Origin of the sequence: Micromonospora sp. NPDC049274 (genome assembly GCF_040678875.1) — a bacterium.
Taxonomy (GTDB): Bacteria; Actinomycetota; Actinomycetes; order Mycobacteriales; family Micromonosporaceae; genus Micromonospora.
On record NZ_JBFAQS010000011.1, the window covers coordinates 25,426 to 40,965 of the forward strand.

17 protein-coding genes and 1 riboswitch are annotated in these 15,540 nt (G+C 71.0%); of the genes, 16 read left to right on the top strand and 1 reads right to left on the bottom strand.

Annotation, left to right across the window (positions count from 1 at the left end; translation table 11 throughout):
- Positions 1-13: 13 nt before the first annotated feature.
- From AB0K10_RS20970 to AB0K10_RS21030, 13 genes are all read left to right on the top strand, one after another.
- On the top strand, positions 14-478 hold the full coding sequence (locus AB0K10_RS20970) for a MarR family transcriptional regulator (RefSeq protein WP_363686168.1): 465 nt from the start codon (positions 14-16) through the stop codon (positions 476-478).
- A gap of 291 nt (positions 479-769) precedes the next feature.
- Entirely contained in the window at positions 770-1,402 is a 633-nt protein-coding gene (locus AB0K10_RS20975) for a CDP-alcohol phosphatidyltransferase family protein (RefSeq protein ID WP_363685805.1), read from the top strand.
- On the top strand, positions 1,399-2,337 hold the full coding sequence (locus AB0K10_RS20980; RefSeq protein ID WP_363685807.1) for a DUF881 domain-containing protein: 939 nt from the start codon (positions 1,399-1,401) through the stop codon (positions 2,335-2,337). The genes AB0K10_RS20975 and AB0K10_RS20980 overlap by 4 nt, the downstream gene beginning before the upstream one ends.
- Entirely contained in the window at positions 2,334-2,666 is a 333-nt protein-coding gene (locus tag AB0K10_RS20985) for a small basic family protein (protein WP_363685809.1), read from the top strand. Before AB0K10_RS20980 ends, AB0K10_RS20985 begins: the two co-directional genes overlap by 4 nt.
- Before the next feature lie 11 nt (positions 2,667-2,677).
- A complete protein-coding gene (locus AB0K10_RS20990; RefSeq protein ID WP_363685811.1) occupies positions 2,678-3,655 on the top strand; it encodes a DUF881 domain-containing protein in 978 nt (325 codons plus the stop codon).
- A gap of 84 nt (positions 3,656-3,739) precedes the next feature.
- The gene (gcvH, locus tag AB0K10_RS20995; protein ID WP_363686170.1) at positions 3,740-4,120 is read left to right on the top strand and encodes a glycine cleavage system protein GcvH; all 381 of its coding nucleotides are present in this window, start codon (positions 3,740-3,742) and stop codon (positions 4,118-4,120) included.
- A gap of 217 nt (positions 4,121-4,337) precedes the next feature.
- Positions 4,338-4,790, top strand: a complete 453-nt coding sequence (locus AB0K10_RS21000) for an FHA domain-containing protein (protein ID WP_007071101.1) — start codon at positions 4,338-4,340, stop codon at positions 4,788-4,790.
- A gap of 50 nt (positions 4,791-4,840) precedes the next feature.
- Positions 4,841-5,542 carry a MerR family transcriptional regulator gene (locus AB0K10_RS21005; RefSeq protein WP_193376631.1) on the top strand — a complete coding sequence of 234 codons (702 nt, stop codon included), beginning with the start codon at positions 4,841-4,843 and terminating at the stop codon, positions 5,540-5,542.
- A 185-nt stretch (positions 5,543-5,727) separates the two neighbouring features.
- A complete protein-coding gene (locus AB0K10_RS21010) occupies positions 5,728-6,192 on the top strand; it encodes a bifunctional nuclease family protein (RefSeq protein ID WP_007460347.1) in 465 nt (154 codons plus the stop codon).
- Positions 6,193-6,382: 190 nt separating this feature from the next.
- Complete coding sequence (locus AB0K10_RS21015) at positions 6,383-6,979, top strand: MerR family transcriptional regulator (RefSeq protein ID WP_363685813.1); 597 nt, start codon at positions 6,383-6,385, stop codon at positions 6,977-6,979.
- 364 nt (positions 6,980-7,343) lie between these two features.
- A complete protein-coding gene (locus AB0K10_RS21020; protein WP_363685815.1) occupies positions 7,344-7,742 on the top strand; it encodes a group 1 truncated hemoglobin in 399 nt (132 codons plus the stop codon).
- Positions 7,743-7,744: 2 nt separating this feature from the next.
- Positions 7,745-8,941, top strand: coding sequence for a globin domain-containing protein (locus AB0K10_RS21025; protein ID WP_363685817.1), 1,197 nt, complete (start codon positions 7,745-7,747; stop codon positions 8,939-8,941).
- The gene (locus AB0K10_RS21030; protein WP_363685819.1) at positions 8,938-9,633 is read left to right on the top strand and encodes a DivIVA domain-containing protein; all 696 of its coding nucleotides are present in this window, start codon (positions 8,938-8,940) and stop codon (positions 9,631-9,633) included. Before AB0K10_RS21025 ends, AB0K10_RS21030 begins: the two co-directional genes overlap by 4 nt.
- A gap of 67 nt (positions 9,634-9,700) precedes the next feature.
- Here the strand turns inward: AB0K10_RS21030 and AB0K10_RS21035 are convergent, their stop codons facing one another.
- Complete coding sequence (locus AB0K10_RS21035; RefSeq protein ID WP_363685821.1) at positions 9,701-10,357, bottom strand: NAD(P)H-binding protein; 657 nt, start codon at positions 10,355-10,357, stop codon at positions 9,701-9,703.
- A gap of 101 nt (positions 10,358-10,458) precedes the next feature.
- Here AB0K10_RS21035 and AB0K10_RS21040 point away from each other — a divergent pair, with 101 nt between their 5' ends.
- The 3 genes from AB0K10_RS21040 (at position 10,459) to gcvP (ending at position 15,507) form a co-directional block, all read left to right on the top strand.
- Positions 10,459-11,526 (top strand): MerR family transcriptional regulator, encoded by a 1,068-nt coding sequence (locus AB0K10_RS21040; protein WP_363685823.1) that lies wholly within the window; start codon positions 10,459-10,461, stop codon positions 11,524-11,526.
- A gap of 67 nt (positions 11,527-11,593) precedes the next feature.
- Positions 11,594-12,454, top strand: coding sequence for an NAD-dependent protein deacetylase (locus tag AB0K10_RS21045; RefSeq protein ID WP_363685825.1), 861 nt, complete (start codon positions 11,594-11,596; stop codon positions 12,452-12,454).
- Positions 12,455-12,514: 60 nt separating this feature from the next.
- A riboswitch (glycine riboswitch) is annotated at positions 12,515-12,613 on the top strand.
- Between the two features lie 71 nt (positions 12,614-12,684).
- Positions 12,685-15,507 (top strand): aminomethyl-transferring glycine dehydrogenase, encoded by a 2,823-nt coding sequence (gcvP, locus tag AB0K10_RS21050; protein WP_363685827.1) that lies wholly within the window; start codon positions 12,685-12,687, stop codon positions 15,505-15,507.
- Positions 15,508-15,540: the final 33 nt, after the last annotated feature.

A 15,540-nucleotide genomic window follows, 5' to 3' on the forward strand; every position in this document is an offset into this window, starting at 1 on the left:
CAGGGGACATCGGGTGGAGCGACAGGCGGATCTCGCCTCGGCGATCGACGCGGCCGCCGAGACGCTGATCGCCGTTCTCGACTCGGCGGCGTCGCGGCATCAGGTGCCACCGACCCAGCTGCGGGTGCTGATGCTCATCAACGGCCGGCGGGAAACCAACGTCAACGGCCTGGCGGAGCTGCTGGACGTGGTGCCCTCCTCGGCGAGTCGGCTCTGCGACCGGCTGGAGGCGACCGGTCTGTTGCGCCGAGTGGCGGACCCGCGCGACCGGCGGGAGGTGCGGTTGGTGCTGACGGCCGCCGCCCTGACCCTGCTGGGGGAGTTGGCGGAGCGGCGGCAGCGCGCGGTGCAGGCCGTGCTGGACAGAATGCCGCCACGGATGCAGCACGACCTGCTGCTGTCGTTGCTCGCCTTCGGTCGGGCGGCGACGCAGACGGTGCCGGAACAGCAGGCGGACCAGGCGGTGCAGACGGCCTGATCCGCCATCCCCTCGACTAGCATCCTAGGACGGCTTACGCGTGGTGATCCACACCACAAAGCGACAGCAGCGCACCAACAGGACGCGGCGGCGACCAGGGTGCACGGGGGTGGCCCGATATAGTGGCAGCGCACTCACCCGGCCCGCGATCACGACGATCGCGGGCCGCATCAGAGCAGAGGTCCCGTCCCGGGGCCGCAGGGGCGCCGGCGGTTGCCGGCACGACAGCGCGTACGACCTGAACCGCGCCCGAGCACGGACTGGCGTCGGGGCGTGCGTGGAGGAGGTTCGGTGTCGCGTCGGCCGGCTCGGGCAGAGCATCCGCGGGACACCGGTGACCAGGCTCCCGGAGACCAGGTCCTCACCCTGCCCAACCTGATCAGCTTCGGGCGCCTGCTGGGCGTACCCCTGTTCCTCTATCTGTTCCTGGTGGTGCGCGCGGACGTGGCGGCGGTGGTGGTGTTGGCCATCGGCGGCACCACCGACTGGGTCGACGGCTGGATCGCCCGCCGGCTGCGTCAGGTGAGCCGGCTCGGGGAACTGCTCGACCCCCTCGCCGACCGGCTGTACATCCTCGCCACGCTGCTCGCCTTCACCGCCCGGGAGGTGGTGCCGTGGCAGTTCACGGCGGCACTGCTGGCCCGTGAGGTGCTGCTGCTCGGCTCGCTGACGGTGTTGCGCCGCTACGGGTACGGGCCGCCGCCGGTGCACTACATGGGCAAGACCGCCACCTTCCTGCTGCTCGCGGCGTTCCCGGTGCTGCTGTTGGCCACCGAGTGGAGCGCGGCGGCGACGGCGACGGCCGCGATCGGCTGGGGCTTGGCCTGGTGGGGGCTGGTGCTCTACTGGGTGGCCGGCGCGATGTACGTGGTGCAGGCGTCCCGGCTGGTGCGCGCGGCGCGTAGCCGGGGAGCGGCCGCGTGAGCGCGAGGCCGCCGGAGCGTCCCCGCCCGGATCGGGTGTACGCGCCTGACTTCCTCACCGAGCTGTTCCGTAACCCCCTGGACCCGGGGTACGCCGACGCGGCGGCCGCGCGCCGGCGGGTGGCGTCGTCGCCGGACGAGTCCCGGGGTTGGCCGGCTCGGGCGGTCGGCCTGGTCGTGGTGGTGGTGCTGGGTTTCCTGTTCGCGGTGGCGTATCGCCAGACGATGGCGGACGAGCCGGGGCGTGCCCAGGCGCGCTCCGGCTTGGTGACGCAGATCAAGGAGCGGGAGAGTCAGACCGACCGGTTGTCGACGCGCGCGGACCAGCTGCGGGAGGAGGTCAGCCGGCAGCGGGACGCGGCGTTGAGCGGGCCGACCGCGGCGCGCCTGCGGGACCTGGAGGCGGTCACCGGGCTGGGTCGGGTGCGCGGTGACGGTGTGGTGGTGCGCCTGGCGGACGGCCCGGGCAACGCGGACGCGGTGACCGGTAAGGGCGCGGGGCCGTCGCAGGTGCTGTACAGCGATCTGCAGGGCGTGGCGAACGCGTTGTGGAGCGCCGGTGCGGAGGCGATCTCGATCAACGGTCAGCGGTTGACGTCGACGTCGACGATCCGTACGGCGGGTGAGGCGATCCTGGTGGATTTCCGGCCGGTGACGGGGCCGTACGAGGTGTCGGCGATCGGGCCGGGGTCGATGCGGCGCAAGTTCGAGGACAGCCGGAGCGCGGCGGTGATGCGGGAGGTCGCGCAGAAGACCGGCCTGTCGTTCGGTGTGCGTAAGGCGGAGGACCTCGCCCTGCCGGCGGCTCCGGAGCCGCAGCTACGCTACGCCAAGCCGTCGGTCAGTCCGAGTCCTTCCGGGTCGGGTGTCCGGTCCGGCAGTCCTGGGTCGTCGGGTTCGCCGGGGACCGCTAGCCCTTCCGGAGGTGGCGGATGATCGCGGTGCTGGCGTTGCTCGCCGGTGTGGTGCTGGGCGTGTGGCTTGATCCCACGGTGCCGGCGGCGTTGCAGCCGTACCTGCCGATCGCGGTGGTCGCCGCGTTGGACGCGGTGTTCGGTGGGGTCCGGGCGAAGTTGGACCGTATCTTCGACGACAAGCAGTTCGTGGTGTCGTTCATTTCGAACGTGCTGGTGGCTGGTGTGATCGTGTACCTGGGTGACCAGTTGGGGGTGGGCGGGCAGTTGTCCACGGGTGTGGTCGTCGTGCTGGGTGTGCGGATCTTCGGAAATGTGGCGGCGATCCGTCGGCACCTGTTCCGGGCGTAGGTTTGACAGCGATGAGCGACGAGCAGGCGGAGACGGGGACGGGTTGGCCGCAGCCGGCGGGGCCGGGTCGGCCGGGTGGGCCGGCGGGTGAGCCGGATCCGCGGCCGGACGCGCCGGATCCGGACGAGTTGAGTCCGTTGGCGCCGAGCGGTCCCGCCGAGGAGCCGGAGTCACCGGGTGCGGAGCCCGAGGTGGCGCCGGCCGATGACGGTGCGACGGTGGACCTGAGTGCGGTGTCGCGGGCGGGTGCGCCGGTGGACGAGCCGGTGGTGGAGCCGGTGGTGGAGTCGGCGGCGCCGGTGGCTGCGGGTCGGTCGCGGTTCAGCGCGGCGGGTGTGATGATCGCGGCGTTGTTGGCGTTGCTGGGGTTCACCCTGGTGGTGCAGTTGCGGACGACGTCGGCGGATCCGACGTTGGGGGCGACGCGCCAGGAGGACCTGGTGCGGATCCTGTCGGATCTGGATGCGCGTGAGAATCGTCTTCAGCAGGACATTCGGGCGCTGGAGGACAGTCAGCGGCAGTTGACCTCGGGTGCGCAGGGTCGGCAGGCGGCGTTGGACGAGGCGACCCGTCGGGCGGACGAGCTGGGGATTCTGGCGGGTACGTTGCCGGCGGTGGGGCCGGGGTTGACGGTGCAGTTCACCAGCAACGGGGTCAAGCCGATCACGGCGGACCGGGTGTTGGACGCCGTGCAGGAGTTGCGGGGCGCGGGCGCGGAGGCGATGCAGATCGCCGGTGGTGACCGGGCGACGGTGCGGGTGATCGCATCGACGTACTTCCTCGATGGGGACAACGGGTCGTTGGTGGTGGAGGGGCGTCGGTTGACGGGGCCGTTCACGATCACGGTGATCGGTGATCCGGCGACGATGCGTACGGCGTTGAACATTCCTGGTGGGGTGGTCGCGACGGTCCGGGGTGACGGCGGTAACGTGACGTTTGGGGAGCGTGAGGTTGCCGAGGTTTCGGCGCTGCACGTGCCGACCAAGTAGGAAACACGCCCGTCCGGTCTCCTGGCCGGCGCGGCCGCGCCGGGCCCGGGTGGTCCGGTGCACCGATGGATGAGGACGCGTCTGGTGATACCCGAGGATCTGCGATACACCGCCGAGCATGAGTGGGTGGCGGGTGACGGTACCGGTTCGATCCGGGTCGGCATTACGCACTTCGCGCAGGACGCGTTGGGTGACATCGTGTATGTGCAGTTGCCGGAGGCGGGTGCGGTCGTCGCTGCCGGTGACTCGTTGGGCGAGATCGAGTCGACCAAGAGTGTGTCGGAGATCTACGCGCCGGTCGCGGGTACGGTGGCGGCGCGTAACGACGCGTTGGGTGACACTCCTGAGCTGATCAACACGGATCCGTACGGTGCGGGTTGGTTGGTGGAGATCACTCCGAACGATCCGACGGCGACGGACGGGTTGCTGACGGCGGGCGCGTACCAGAAGATCACCGAAGGCTGAGTGTGCTTGATCCGGTGTGCGGGATGTCTGCGCGCGTCCGGTTGCCCTGCATTTCGGCGCTGGCTAGGCTCGCCCAGTCGACCGAGAAGAACCCATTAGTTGAGCGTTGCGGAATTGCCTTCCCGGGCACGGGGAGCCAGCCGCCGGGTGAACGATCGCCCGGCGGCCAGACCCGCCATTACCCGACGCCGACCGAACAGATCCGTGAGGTGGTCCCATGACGCGCCCAGACGACGAGTTCCCCCCGCTCGACGTCACCTCGACGCTCAATCTCGGCTCGCTCGACGAAGTGCTGGAAGGGCCGGACACCGATGTGGTGCCGAGCCGGATGTCCGGTTCGTTGCCGCCGGGTATGGCGCTGCTGGTGGTTCGTCGCGGCCCGAACGCGGGTGCCCGGTTCCTGTTGGACCACGATGTGACGACCAGTGGCCGGCACCCGGACAGTGACATCTTCCTTGACGATGTGACGGTGTCGCGTCGGCACGCGGAGTTCCACCGTGATGGTGGGACGTTCACGGTGCGGGACGTGGGTAGCCTGAATGGCACGTACGTCAATCGTGAGCGGGTTGAGGCGGCCACGTTGAGCAATGGTGACGAGGTTCAGATCGGTAAGTTCCGGGTGGTGTTCATCGCCGGTCCGCGCCCGGAGGAGGAGGCCGGCCGGGGGTGAACGAGCCTGCGGCCTCCACGCCACCCGGGGCGGCCCGGTCCCAGCCGCTGATGAGCATCGGTGAGGTGCTGGGTCAGTTGCGGGTGGATTTCCCGGACACGACCATTTCGAAGCTGCGGTTCCTTGAGGCCGAGGGGCTGGTGGAGCCGCAGCGGACGGCGGCGGGTTACCGGAAGTACAGCTGGGATGATGTGGCGCGGTTGCGGTTCGTGTTGACCGCGCAGCGGGACCGGTATCTGCCGTTGCGGGTGATCCGTGAGCAGTTGGCGCAGTGGGATTCGTCCGGTGAGCAGCCGGAGCGGTCGCGGCCGGCGTTGGTCGCGGTGGGGCCCGATGGTGCGGTGCCGGGTCGGGAGTCGGCGGAGCCGGCCGAGTCGTCGCAGGTGCGGCTCGGCCGGGCGGAGTTGGTGGCCCGTAGTGGGATCGACGAGTCGACTCTGGTGGAGTTGGAGCGGCTCGGTGTGCTGGTGTCGGATCCGCCGGGGTGGTACGACGCGGATGCGTTGATCATCGCGTCGGCGGTGGCGGGTTTGGCGGCGTACGGGTTGGAGCCGCGGCATCTGCGGGGTTACCGGAGTGCGGCCGATCGTGAGGTCGGGTTGTTCGCGCAGTTGGTGGCGCCGTTGGCGCGGCAGAGTGATCCGGCGGCGCGGGCGCGGGCGGCGGAGACGGCGCGGGAGTTGGTGGCGTTGTCGGAGCAGTTGCACGCGGCGTTGGTGCGGGTGGGGCTGCGGTCGACGTTGGGTCGGTGAGGGTGCCCGGCAGGTGGTGGTGGAGCGGAAAGATCTCTTCTGCGAAGCGTGCCGTAGGCTTGCCGGGGTAACCCCTTTCTGGCGCGGGCGTGGTGCTGTAGCGCATACGACGGCCGTGTTGCGGTCCGTGTACCGTGCAGGGAAGGGCGCGGTGCGGCGTAGGTGACAACGACACGGAGGCGGCGGTGCGCGAGCTGAGCGTGGTCGGAGTTCGGGTGGAGCTGCCCAGCAACCAGCCGATCGTCCTGCTCAGGGAGGTCGAGGGCGACCGCTATCTGCCGATCTGGATCGGCGCGGTCGAGGCCACGGCTATCGCTTATGAGCAGCAGGGGGTCAAGCCGGCCCGTCCGTTGACGCATGATCTGTTGCGGGATGTGTTGGCGGCGTTGCAGGCGCCGTTGCAGGCGGTGGAGATCACCGAGCTCAAGGAGAACGTCTTCTACGCGGATCTGTTGATCGGCGATGGGGTGCGGGTGTCGGCGCGGCCGAGCGATTCGATCGCGTTGGCGTTGCGCGTCGGTGCGCCGATTCGTTGTGCGGAGCAGGTCCTCAGCGAGGCGGGGATCGTCATCCCCGATGAGCAGGAGGACGAGGTGGAGAAGTTCCGCGAGTTCCTGGAGCAGGTGCGTCCGGAGGATTTCGCGGGCTGAGTGGCTCGGTTCGGTGCTGGTGTCACGGTGGGTGACGTCGGTGCCGGTTGGTGATCTTTCTCGGTGGCTGCGCGGCGTGTCGCGTCGGTTCCTCCGTGGTAACTCCTGACGGTGGCGTTAGGGTTGCCGTGTCGAGGGGTGCGCGTCGGAGGAAACGACGCGTTGCCGCACTGACGGGGAGGTTGTCCGGATGCACGAGCCGCAGGATTCCGATCCGGGTACACAGGTGGGCGAGTCGGGTGTGGCGTCGTCGGGTGCGGCGACTGAGAGTGACGGCTCGGTGGGTTACCGCGGTGTGACGGCGTGCCACGCGGTGGGCATCAGTTATCGACAGTTGGATTACTGGGCGCGGACGACGCTTGTGGTGCCGAGTGTGCGGGACGCGTCGGGTTCGGGGACGTCTCGGTTGTACTCGTTCCGCGATCTGGTGGTGTTGAAGGTCGTGAAGCGGTTGTTGGACGCGGGGGTGTCCCTGCAGAACATCCGTAAGGCGATCGAGGCGTTGCGGTCGCGGGGTGTGGAGGATCTGGCCGGGATCACGTTGATCTCCGACGGGACGACGGTGTACGAGTGTCGGTCTCCGGAGGAGGTGGTCGACCTGTTGCAGGGTGGGCAGGGCGTCTTCGGGATCGCGATCGGTGGGGCGTTCAAGGAGATTCAGGGGTCGTTGTCGCATCTGCCGGCGGAGCCGGCGGCGAGCGGCCCGGCGGAGCCGGTGGTGGGGTCCGCGTCGGATCCGGTGGGTGACGAGTTGGCGGCGCGGCGGGCGCGGCGGCGCGCGGGCTGAGTGGCGCGGCGCGACTGTCGGTGCCCGGCCCATCGACACCCGTGACAATTTTGGCTGCGGCCGTGCGATGACTGTGGGTCAGGTTGTTGGGGCGCGGGTTCCGGTTGCACGGGTCGTCTGTTCCACTGTGGACACTGTGGGTTGTCTCCTGGTTGCGGTGGGTGGATCATCGGGTTGCCTGTGGTGACGGTGCGTGTGCGGCAACTGTCGGGAAACCGATAGGGGGGCCCTGACCGGAGGTCGTGGGCACGCTATGGTCCGTCACGGTCCCCGGTGTGCCGCCGTGGCTTGACGGTGTGACGTCGGTGGCCGTTGCCCCTGCGCGTCACCGCGCGCGCGACCTGTCACCCCGGAAGGAACGACCGTGACGGTTACGGAAGAGACCGCTCCCGCCTCGAATTACGACCGCATCGGCGGTGCCAGTTCGGTGAAGGCGGCCGTGGAGCTGTTCTACGACAAGGTGCTCGCCGATGCGGAGTTGGCGGGTTATTTCGCCACTGTGGACATGGCGGGTCAGCGTCGGCACCTGGCGTTGATGTTGACGGTGGTGTTGGGCGGCCCGAACGAGTACACGGGTCGCGGGTTGGCCGAGGCGCACCAGCCGTTGGGCATTCCGGTGGCGCACTACGCCAAGGTGGGTGAGTACCTGATCGCGACGCTGTCCGAGTTGGGCGTTCCGGCCGATGTGCAGGATGACGTGCGGGCGGTGCTGGCGCAGGTGCAGGACCAGGTGGTGGCCGCCGGAGAGCGTCCGGGCGTCTGAGCGTGGACGAGGCCCGACTCAAGCAGAGTTGGTCCCTCGTCGCCGGGCACGGCGACGAGGTGCCGCTCTACTTCTATTCGACGTTGTTTCTGGCGCATCCCGAGACGCGGCAGATGTTCCCCACGAACATGGCGGGGCAGCGAGACCGCCTGGTCACCGCGTTGGGGCACATCGTGTCCCATGTGGACCAGGTGGATCGGCTGGTGGGTTTCCTGCAGGACCTGGGTGCGGATCACCGGAAGTTCGCGGTCCGCGCGGAGCACTACCCGGCGGTCGGTGAGGCGCTGTTGGCGACGTTGCAACATTTCCTCGCCGAGCAGTGGACCGATGAGCTGGCTCAGGACTGGGCGGCGGCGTATGGGCTGATCGCGCAGGTGATGATGGAGTCGGCGCAGGCCGCGGAGGCGGTGAATCCGCCGTGGTGGGTGGCGGAGATCGTGGCCCATGAGCGGCGGGCGTTCGACGTGGCGGTGTTGACGGTGCGCCCGCAGTACCTGTTGCCGTTCACGCCGGGTCAGTCGATCGGGGTGTCGCATCCGTCGGTGCGGTCGTGGCGGTACTACTCGCCGGCGAACGCGCCACGTGCGGACGGCACGCTGGAGTTGCATGTGCGGGCCGCTCCGGGGGGCGCGGTGTCGTCGCGGCTGGTGTACGGGTCGGCGGTGGGGGACCGTGTGCATCTGGCCGCGCCGGTGGGGGAGCGCCTGGGGTTGTGGTCGGCGGGTTCCAGTGATCTGTTGCTGCTGGCGTCGGGCACCGGCTGGGCGCCGGTGAAGGCGTTGGTGGAGCAGGTCGCCGCGGAGGGTTCCCGTCGCCGGGTGGACCTGTATGTGGGTGCGCGGTCGCCCAGCGAGTTCTACGACAGCGACGCGATCGACAAGTTGGCGTCGTCGTTTCCGTGGTTGACGGTGACGTACGTCGTGGGCGCGGATGTGCATCGGCCGGGTGAGTTCGTGCAGGCGGTGGACCGGGCGTTGGCCGATGGTGACTGGCGTTCGCGGCACGTGTACGTGTGCGGGTCGGACGAGATGGTGTCGCACACGGTGCAGACGTTGGCCCGTGCGGGCTACCACGAGGGTCAGGTGCACCACGAGGGTCTGGGCACGCAGTGGTACGGCCCGGCGTGGCGTACGGCGGTTCAGCAGTCGAGTGAGGGGCTCGCGGGCCCCGCTGTGGCGAACGAGAGGCGTGAGCGGTGAGCGCGACCCCGATCAGCCGGTACGACGGGATGCAGGTGTCCGGCGGTGTGCAGGTGCGGATGACCTCCGACCGGGTTCGGCGGTGGGAGTTCGGGACTGCGCCGTTCGCGCGGCGTGGTTACGACAACGCGGATGTGGACCGGTTCCGGGTGCAGGTCGCCGACGAGTTGGATCTGTTGGCGACGCAGATCGCGAACCTGCGGGCGGAGAACGAGCGGCTCACCGACCGGGTGGAGTTGCACCGGCACGGGGTGATCCCGAGTACTCCGGCGGCGGCGAAGGTGCCGGCGGCCAAGGAGGTCAATCTGCTGTCGGCGGCGCAGCGGGAGGCCGAGCAGATCATCGCGCAGGCGCACGACTACGCGCGGCGGGTCGCCGAGTACGCCCGGGTGCAGTACGAGAGTTACATGCGGGCGGCGGCGGAGGAGGCGAAGCAGGAGGCTGAGCGGGCGGTGGCGGAGTACCGCAGTTCGGCCGGGTCGAGCTTCGACGACACGGTGGCGACCCGGGAGGCGTTGCGGATCTTCGGGGAGATGATGGTGTCGCACATGCAGGCGGCGGCGCGGCATCTCGACGACGGCAGTGAGCAGTTGGCGCGCACGATGGACCGGATCGCGGCGGAGACGCCGGGGGCGTCCTTCGTGGGGGGCGCGGCGGGTCAGGCGGCGTTGCCGCGTCATCACCAGCGGTGACGGGCCTCGGGTGGGGTCGGCGCGGTGCGCGACCCCACCCGGCCGCCGCCTCGGAGGGCGGTACGGCTCAGAGGGCGGCGGCGCGGACCGCCTCGGCGATGGGTGTCGGTCCGCCCACGAGTTCGAGTGTCGTGCCGGCGGTGCGGGGTTCGTCGAGCAGGGCCGCGAGGACCGCTGCGACGTCGGCGCGGCTGATGGCGCCGCGGCCGGCGTGTGGGGTGAGGGTGACCTGCCCGGTGGGTTCGTCGTCGGTGAGCCGGCCGGGTCGCAGCACCGTCCAGGTCAGCTCGCGGGCGCGTAGGTCGTCCTCGGCGGCGCGTTTGGCGCGCAGGTAGGCGGCCCACACGTCGTCGGTGCCGGCGGCCGGTGGGTTGTCCACTCCCATGGAGGAGACCAGCAGGTAGCGGTCGACGCCGGCCTGGGTGGCGGCGTCGGCGAGCAGCGCGGCGGCGGCCCGGTCGACGGTGTCCTTGCGGGCGGCGCCGCTGCCGGGGCCGGCCCCGGCAGCGAAGATCACCGCGTCGGCGTCGCGCAGGTGCGCAGCGACCTCGTCGACGTCGACGTGTTCCAGGTCGCAGACGACGGGTGTGGCGCCGGCGGCGCGCAGGGCGTCGGCCTGGTCGGGGTTGCGGATCAGGCCGACGGCGGTGTCGCCGCGGTCGGCGAGGTGCCGCTCCAGCAGCAGGGCGATCTTGCCGTGGCCTCCGGCGATGACGACGCGCATACGCCCAACCTACCTTCAGCGGCGGCCTTGACCTTGACCGTGGGGCAACCCCCAGCCTGGTGCGTGCCGGTCGGGGTGACCGGCGCGAGGAGGATGCCGACGTGGAGCTGTTGACCATCGGGGCGTTCGCGCACGCGGCGAGGCTGACGCCGAAGGCGTTGCGCCTGTACGACGAGGTGGGGCTCCTGCTGCCGGCGGCGGTCGATCCCGAGTCCGGCTACCGGCTCTACGACCCGGCGCAGGTGCCGCTGGCCCGGTTGGTGGCCCACCTGCGTCGCATCGGCATGCCCCTGGCGACGATCCGCGTCGTGTGCGCCCTGGAGCCCGCGGCGGCGGCCGAGGCGGTCGCCGCGTACTGGCGGCGGGTCACCGACGACACGTCGGCGCGGGCGCGGCTCGCCGCCATCCTCGTGGATTACCTGTCCGAAGGGGGCACCACCATGTCGCAGACCAATCCCACAGTTGCCGTCCGCTGTGCCGCCGCCTGTGAGACGGGGGCCGTGCGCGACAGCAACGAGGACGTCGCGTACGCCAGCGAGCGGTTGTTCGCCGTCGCCGACGGCATGCGGGGGCCGGGTGGCGCTGCCGCCAGCGCCGCCGCCATCGAGGCTCTGCGGCCGTTGGAGCTCACCGCCGTGCCGGCCGTCGAACTGGTGACGATGCTGGCGGGGGCGGTGACCGACGCCGACAAGATCGTGCGGGGGTTGGCGACCGGCGAGCACCGGCCGGCGACGACGCTGACCGCGCTGCTGCGCAGCGGCACCCAACTGGCGTTGGTGCACGTCGGTGACACCCGGGCGTACCTGCTGCGCGACGGTGAGCTGTCCCTGCTCACGCAGGACCACACCTGGGTGCAGGCCCAGGTGGACCAGGGCCGCCTCGACCGTGACGAGGCGGGCGCGCACCCGCAGCGGGCGCTGCTGGTGCGCGCGCTCGGCGGCGGGCAGCAGGTCGAGGCCGACCTGGCGTTGCGCACGGCGCTGCCCGGTGACCGGTACCTGCTGTGCTCCGACGGACTGTGGGCTGTCGTCGACCGGGTCGCCCTGGCCGCGACGCTGAGCGCGGCGGCCGATCCGCAGGACGCGGTCCGGGACCTTGTCGCCGCGGCGCGGGCCGCGGGCGCGCCGGACAACATCGCGTGTGTCGTCGCCGACGTCGTCGCGGTGTGAACGGCGACGGGTGGCCGCTGCCGGCGGGTGTTCGGCGTCGGCGGGTGCGCTGAGGCAGCATGGAGGGGTGACGAACAGCCTGGAGGCGTTGACCTCGCTGGTGGCCGGTGGTGGCGTGGTGGTGCTCAGCGGAGCGGGCCTGTCCACCGAATCGGGTATCCCGGATTATCGGGGGCCCAGCGGGGTGGCCCGCCGGCACACGCCGATGACCTTCCAGGCGTTCACCCGTGATCCTGTGGCGCGGCGGCGGTACTGGGCGCGCAGCCACCTGGGGTGGCGGTTGATCGCGCGGGCGGCGCCGAACGACGGGCACCGGGCGGTGGCGCGGCTGCAACGCGCCGGCCTGGTCGACGCGGTGATCACGCAGAACGTCGACGGGTTGCACGGCGCCGCCGGCAGCGACCCGGTGGTCGAGTTGCACGGCCGCCTCGACGAGGTGGTGTGCCTGGACTGCGGCAACCTGACCTCCCGGGAGGAGGTGGACCGGCGGCTGCGCGAGGCCAACCCGGACTTCGCGGCCCGCGCCGCCGCGGTCAACCCCGACGGTGATGTGGATCTCCCTGACGAGCAGGTGGCCGGGTTCCGGCCGGTGGACTGCGGGATCTGCGGGACGGGGATGCTGAAACCGGACGTGGTGTTCTTCGGCGAGACGGTGCCGCCGCAGCGGGTGGCGCGGTGTTTCGCGCTGGTGGAGCAGGCACGCGCGGTGGTGGTGCTCGGGTCGTCGTTGACTGTCATGTCGGGGCGCCGGTTCGTGATCCGGGCGGCGAAACGGGGTATTGCGGTGGCGATCGTCAACCAGGGGCCGACCCGGGGTGACGGGTACGCCACGGTGTGCGTCGACGCGCCGCTCGGGGCGGTGCTGCCGGTGCTTGCCGACCGCGTCGCCGGTGGGGCCGCGCCGCTGGCCGCGCCGGCCGGCGTGTGACGTCACAGGGGTAGGACATCTGCCGGAAACACCGGCGCTGGTAGCGTTGACCATGCCGGTACCACCCACGTGGGAGAGACCGCCCGACAGCAGCAGGGGCGGCGCCGAAGGGGCAAATCCTCCCCGGAACCTCTCAGGCAAAAGGACCTCGTGGGCAGGCACTGTGGAGCGCTGTGCGGGCGCGACAGAGGGGGAGGCCGATCCGTCGACCTCGCCCGGGAGCGCCCCTGATGTCCGTAGAGCAGTTCGCCACCCGTCACATCGGTCCCGCAGCGGACGACGAGCGCCGCATGCTGGAGGCCGTCGGGCACGACTCGATCGACGAGCTGATGGACGCCGCGATCCCCGAGGTGATCCGCTGGCACGGCACCCTCGACCTGCCCGATCCGGCCACCGAGGCCGAGGCGATCGCCGAGCTGCGGGCCCTCGCGGCGCGTAACACCGTCGCCGTGTCGATGATCGGTCTGGGCTACCACGGCACGCACACCCCGGCGGTGATCCGCCGCAACGTCCTCGAGGACCCGGCCTGGTACACGGCGTACACCCCGTACCAGCCGGAGATCAGCCAGGGCCGCCTGGAGGCGTTGCTGAACTTCCAGACGATGGTCACGGACCTGACCGGCCTGGCCACCGCGAACGCGTCGATGCTCGACGAGGGCACCGCCGCCGCGGAGGCCATGACCCTCGCCCGTCGCGCGTCCAAGAGCAAGAGCCGGGTGTACGTCGTCGACGCCGACGCCCTCCCGCAGACCATCGCGGTGATCGCCAGCCGGGCCGAGCCGCTCGGTATCGAGGTGCGGGTCGTCGACGTGCGGCGCGACGAGTTGCCGGCGGAGTTCTTCGGCCTGCACCTGCAGTACCCGGGGGCGTCCGGGGCGGTGCGTGACCACGCGGGCCTGGTCGAGGCGGCGCACGCCGTCGGTGCCCTGGTCACCGTCGCGGCGGACCTGCTGGCGTTGACGCTGCTGCGCGCACCGGGGGAGATCGGCGCGGACATCGCCGCCGGCACCACGCAGCGTTTCGGCGTACCCATGGGCTTCGGTGGGCCGCACGCCGGCTACCTGGCGGTCCGCTCGGGCCTGGAGCGGATGCTGCCCGGCCGCCTCGTCGGGGTGTCGCGCGACGCCGACGGCAACCCGGCGTACCGGCTGGCGTTGCAGACCCGCGAGCAGCACATCCGCCGGGAGAAGGCGACAAGCAACATCTGCACCGCGCAGGTGCTCCTCGCCGTGATGGCCGGCATGTACGCCGTCTACCACGGCCCGGACGGGCTGCGGGAGATCGCGACGCGTACCCACGCCATGGCGGCGCGGCTCGCGGCCGGCCTGCGCGCCGGTGGCGTGGACGTCGCGGACGTCGCGTTCTTCGACACCGTGACCGTCAGCGTGCCGGGCCGGGCCGCGCAGGTCGTCGCGGCCGCCGCCGAACGTGGCGTGAACCTGCGGCTGGTCGACGCCGACCAGGTGGGAATGTCCTGCGACGAGACCACCACCGACGCGCACCTGCGCGCGGTGTGGGAGGCGTTCGGTGTGCCCGCCCTCGACGCCGACGTGGACGCGGCCCTGCCGGTCGACCTGGCCCGCACCAGTGACTTCCTCACCCACCCGGTGTTCCGCAGCCACCACTCGGAGACGGCGATGCTGCGCTACCTGCGGCGGCTGTCGGACTTCGACTACGCCCTGGACCGGGGCATGATCCCGCTCGGGTCGTGCACGATGAAGCTCAACGCCACCACCGAGATGGAGCCGGTCAGCTGGGCGGAGTTCGCGAACATCCACCCGTTCGCGCCGGACACGCAGACCGCCGGGTACCGGGAGATGATCGGGCAGCTGGAGTCGTGGCTGGCCGAGGTGACCGGCTACGACGCGGTGAGCGTGCAACCCAACGCCGGGTCGCAGGGGGAGCTGGCCGGGTTGCTGGCCATCCGCTCGTACCACGCGTCGCGGGGTGAGACGCACCGCGACGTGTGCCTCATCCCGTCGTCGGCGCACGGCACGAACGCCGCGTCGGCGGTGATGGCAGGCATGCGGGTCGTCGTGGTGGCCTGCGACGACAACGGCAACGTCGACCTCGTCGACCTGGACGCGAAGATCGACAAGCACCGCGACGCGCTCGCCGGGATCATGGTGACGTACCCGTCGACGCACGGCGTGTACGAGACGGGCATCGCGTCGCTGTGCGCGAAGGTCCACGACGCCGGCGGGCAGGTGTACGTCGACGGCGCGAACCTCAACGCCCTCGTCGGCTACGCCAAGCCCGGCAAGTTCGGCGCGGACGTGTCACACCTGAACCTGCACAAGACGTTCTGCATCCCGCACGGCGGCGGCGGCCCCGGCGTCGGCCCGGTGGCGGTGCGCGCGCACCTCGCCCCGTTCCTGCCCGGTGACCCGCTGGGCGCGCACGCCGACGCGACGCCGGCGATCTCGGCGGCGAAGTACGGGTCGGCGGGGATCCTGCCGATCCCGTGGGCGTACCTGCGGATGATGGGCGCCGAGGGCCTGACCCGGGCCACCGGCGTGGCAGTCCTCGCCGCGAACTACGTGGCGGCGCGGCTGCGCGGGCACTACCCGGTGCTGTACACCGGCAACAAGGGCCTGGTCGCGCACGAGTGCATCCTGGACCTGCGGCCGTTGACGAAGACGACAGGGGTGAGCGTCGACGACGTGGCGAAGCGGCTCATCGACTACGGCTTCCACGCGCCCACGATGTCGTTCCCCGTCGCCGGGACGCTGATGGTGGAACCGACCGAGAGCGAGGACCTGGCCGAGCTGGACCGGTTCTGCGACGCCATGATCGCGATCCGGGCGGAGATCGAACAGGTCGCGTCGGGGCAGTGGCCGGCGGGGGACAACCCCCTGGCCAACGCGCCGCACACCGCGGCGATGGTCAGCGGCGACGAGTGGCCGCACCCGTACCCGCGGTCGGCGGGCGCGTACCCGACCGGCGTGGACCGGGCCGGAAAGTACTGGCCGCCGGTACGGCGCATCGACGGCGCGTACGGCGACCGGAACCTGGTCTGCTCGTGCCCGTCGCCCGAGGCGTTCGAGGACTGACAACGGCGAGCCGGGGCGGGCGGTATGGCCGCC

Excerpts from the sequence above, each read along its gene's own strand:
- AB0K10_RS21000 (WP_007071101.1), top strand. The coding sequence starts at position 4,338 with ATGACGCGCCCAGACGACGAGTTCCCCCCGCTCGACGTCACCTCGACG.
- AB0K10_RS21035 (WP_363685821.1), bottom strand. The coding sequence starts at position 10,357 with ATGCGCGTCGTCATCGCCGGAGGCCACGGCAAGATCGCCCTGCTGCTG.
- gcvP (WP_363685827.1), top strand. The coding sequence starts at position 12,685 with ATGTCCGTAGAGCAGTTCGCCACCCGTCACATCGGTCCCGCAGCGGAC.
- AB0K10_RS20990 (WP_363685811.1), top strand. The coding sequence starts at position 2,678 with ATGAGCGACGAGCAGGCGGAGACGGGGACGGGTTGGCCGCAGCCGGCG.
- AB0K10_RS21015 (WP_363685813.1), top strand. The coding sequence starts at position 6,383 with ATGCACGAGCCGCAGGATTCCGATCCGGGTACACAGGTGGGCGAGTCG.
- AB0K10_RS21005 (WP_193376631.1), top strand. The coding sequence starts at position 4,841 with ATGAGCATCGGTGAGGTGCTGGGTCAGTTGCGGGTGGATTTCCCGGAC.
- AB0K10_RS20985 (WP_363685809.1), top strand. The coding sequence starts at position 2,334 with ATGATCGCGGTGCTGGCGTTGCTCGCCGGTGTGGTGCTGGGCGTGTGG.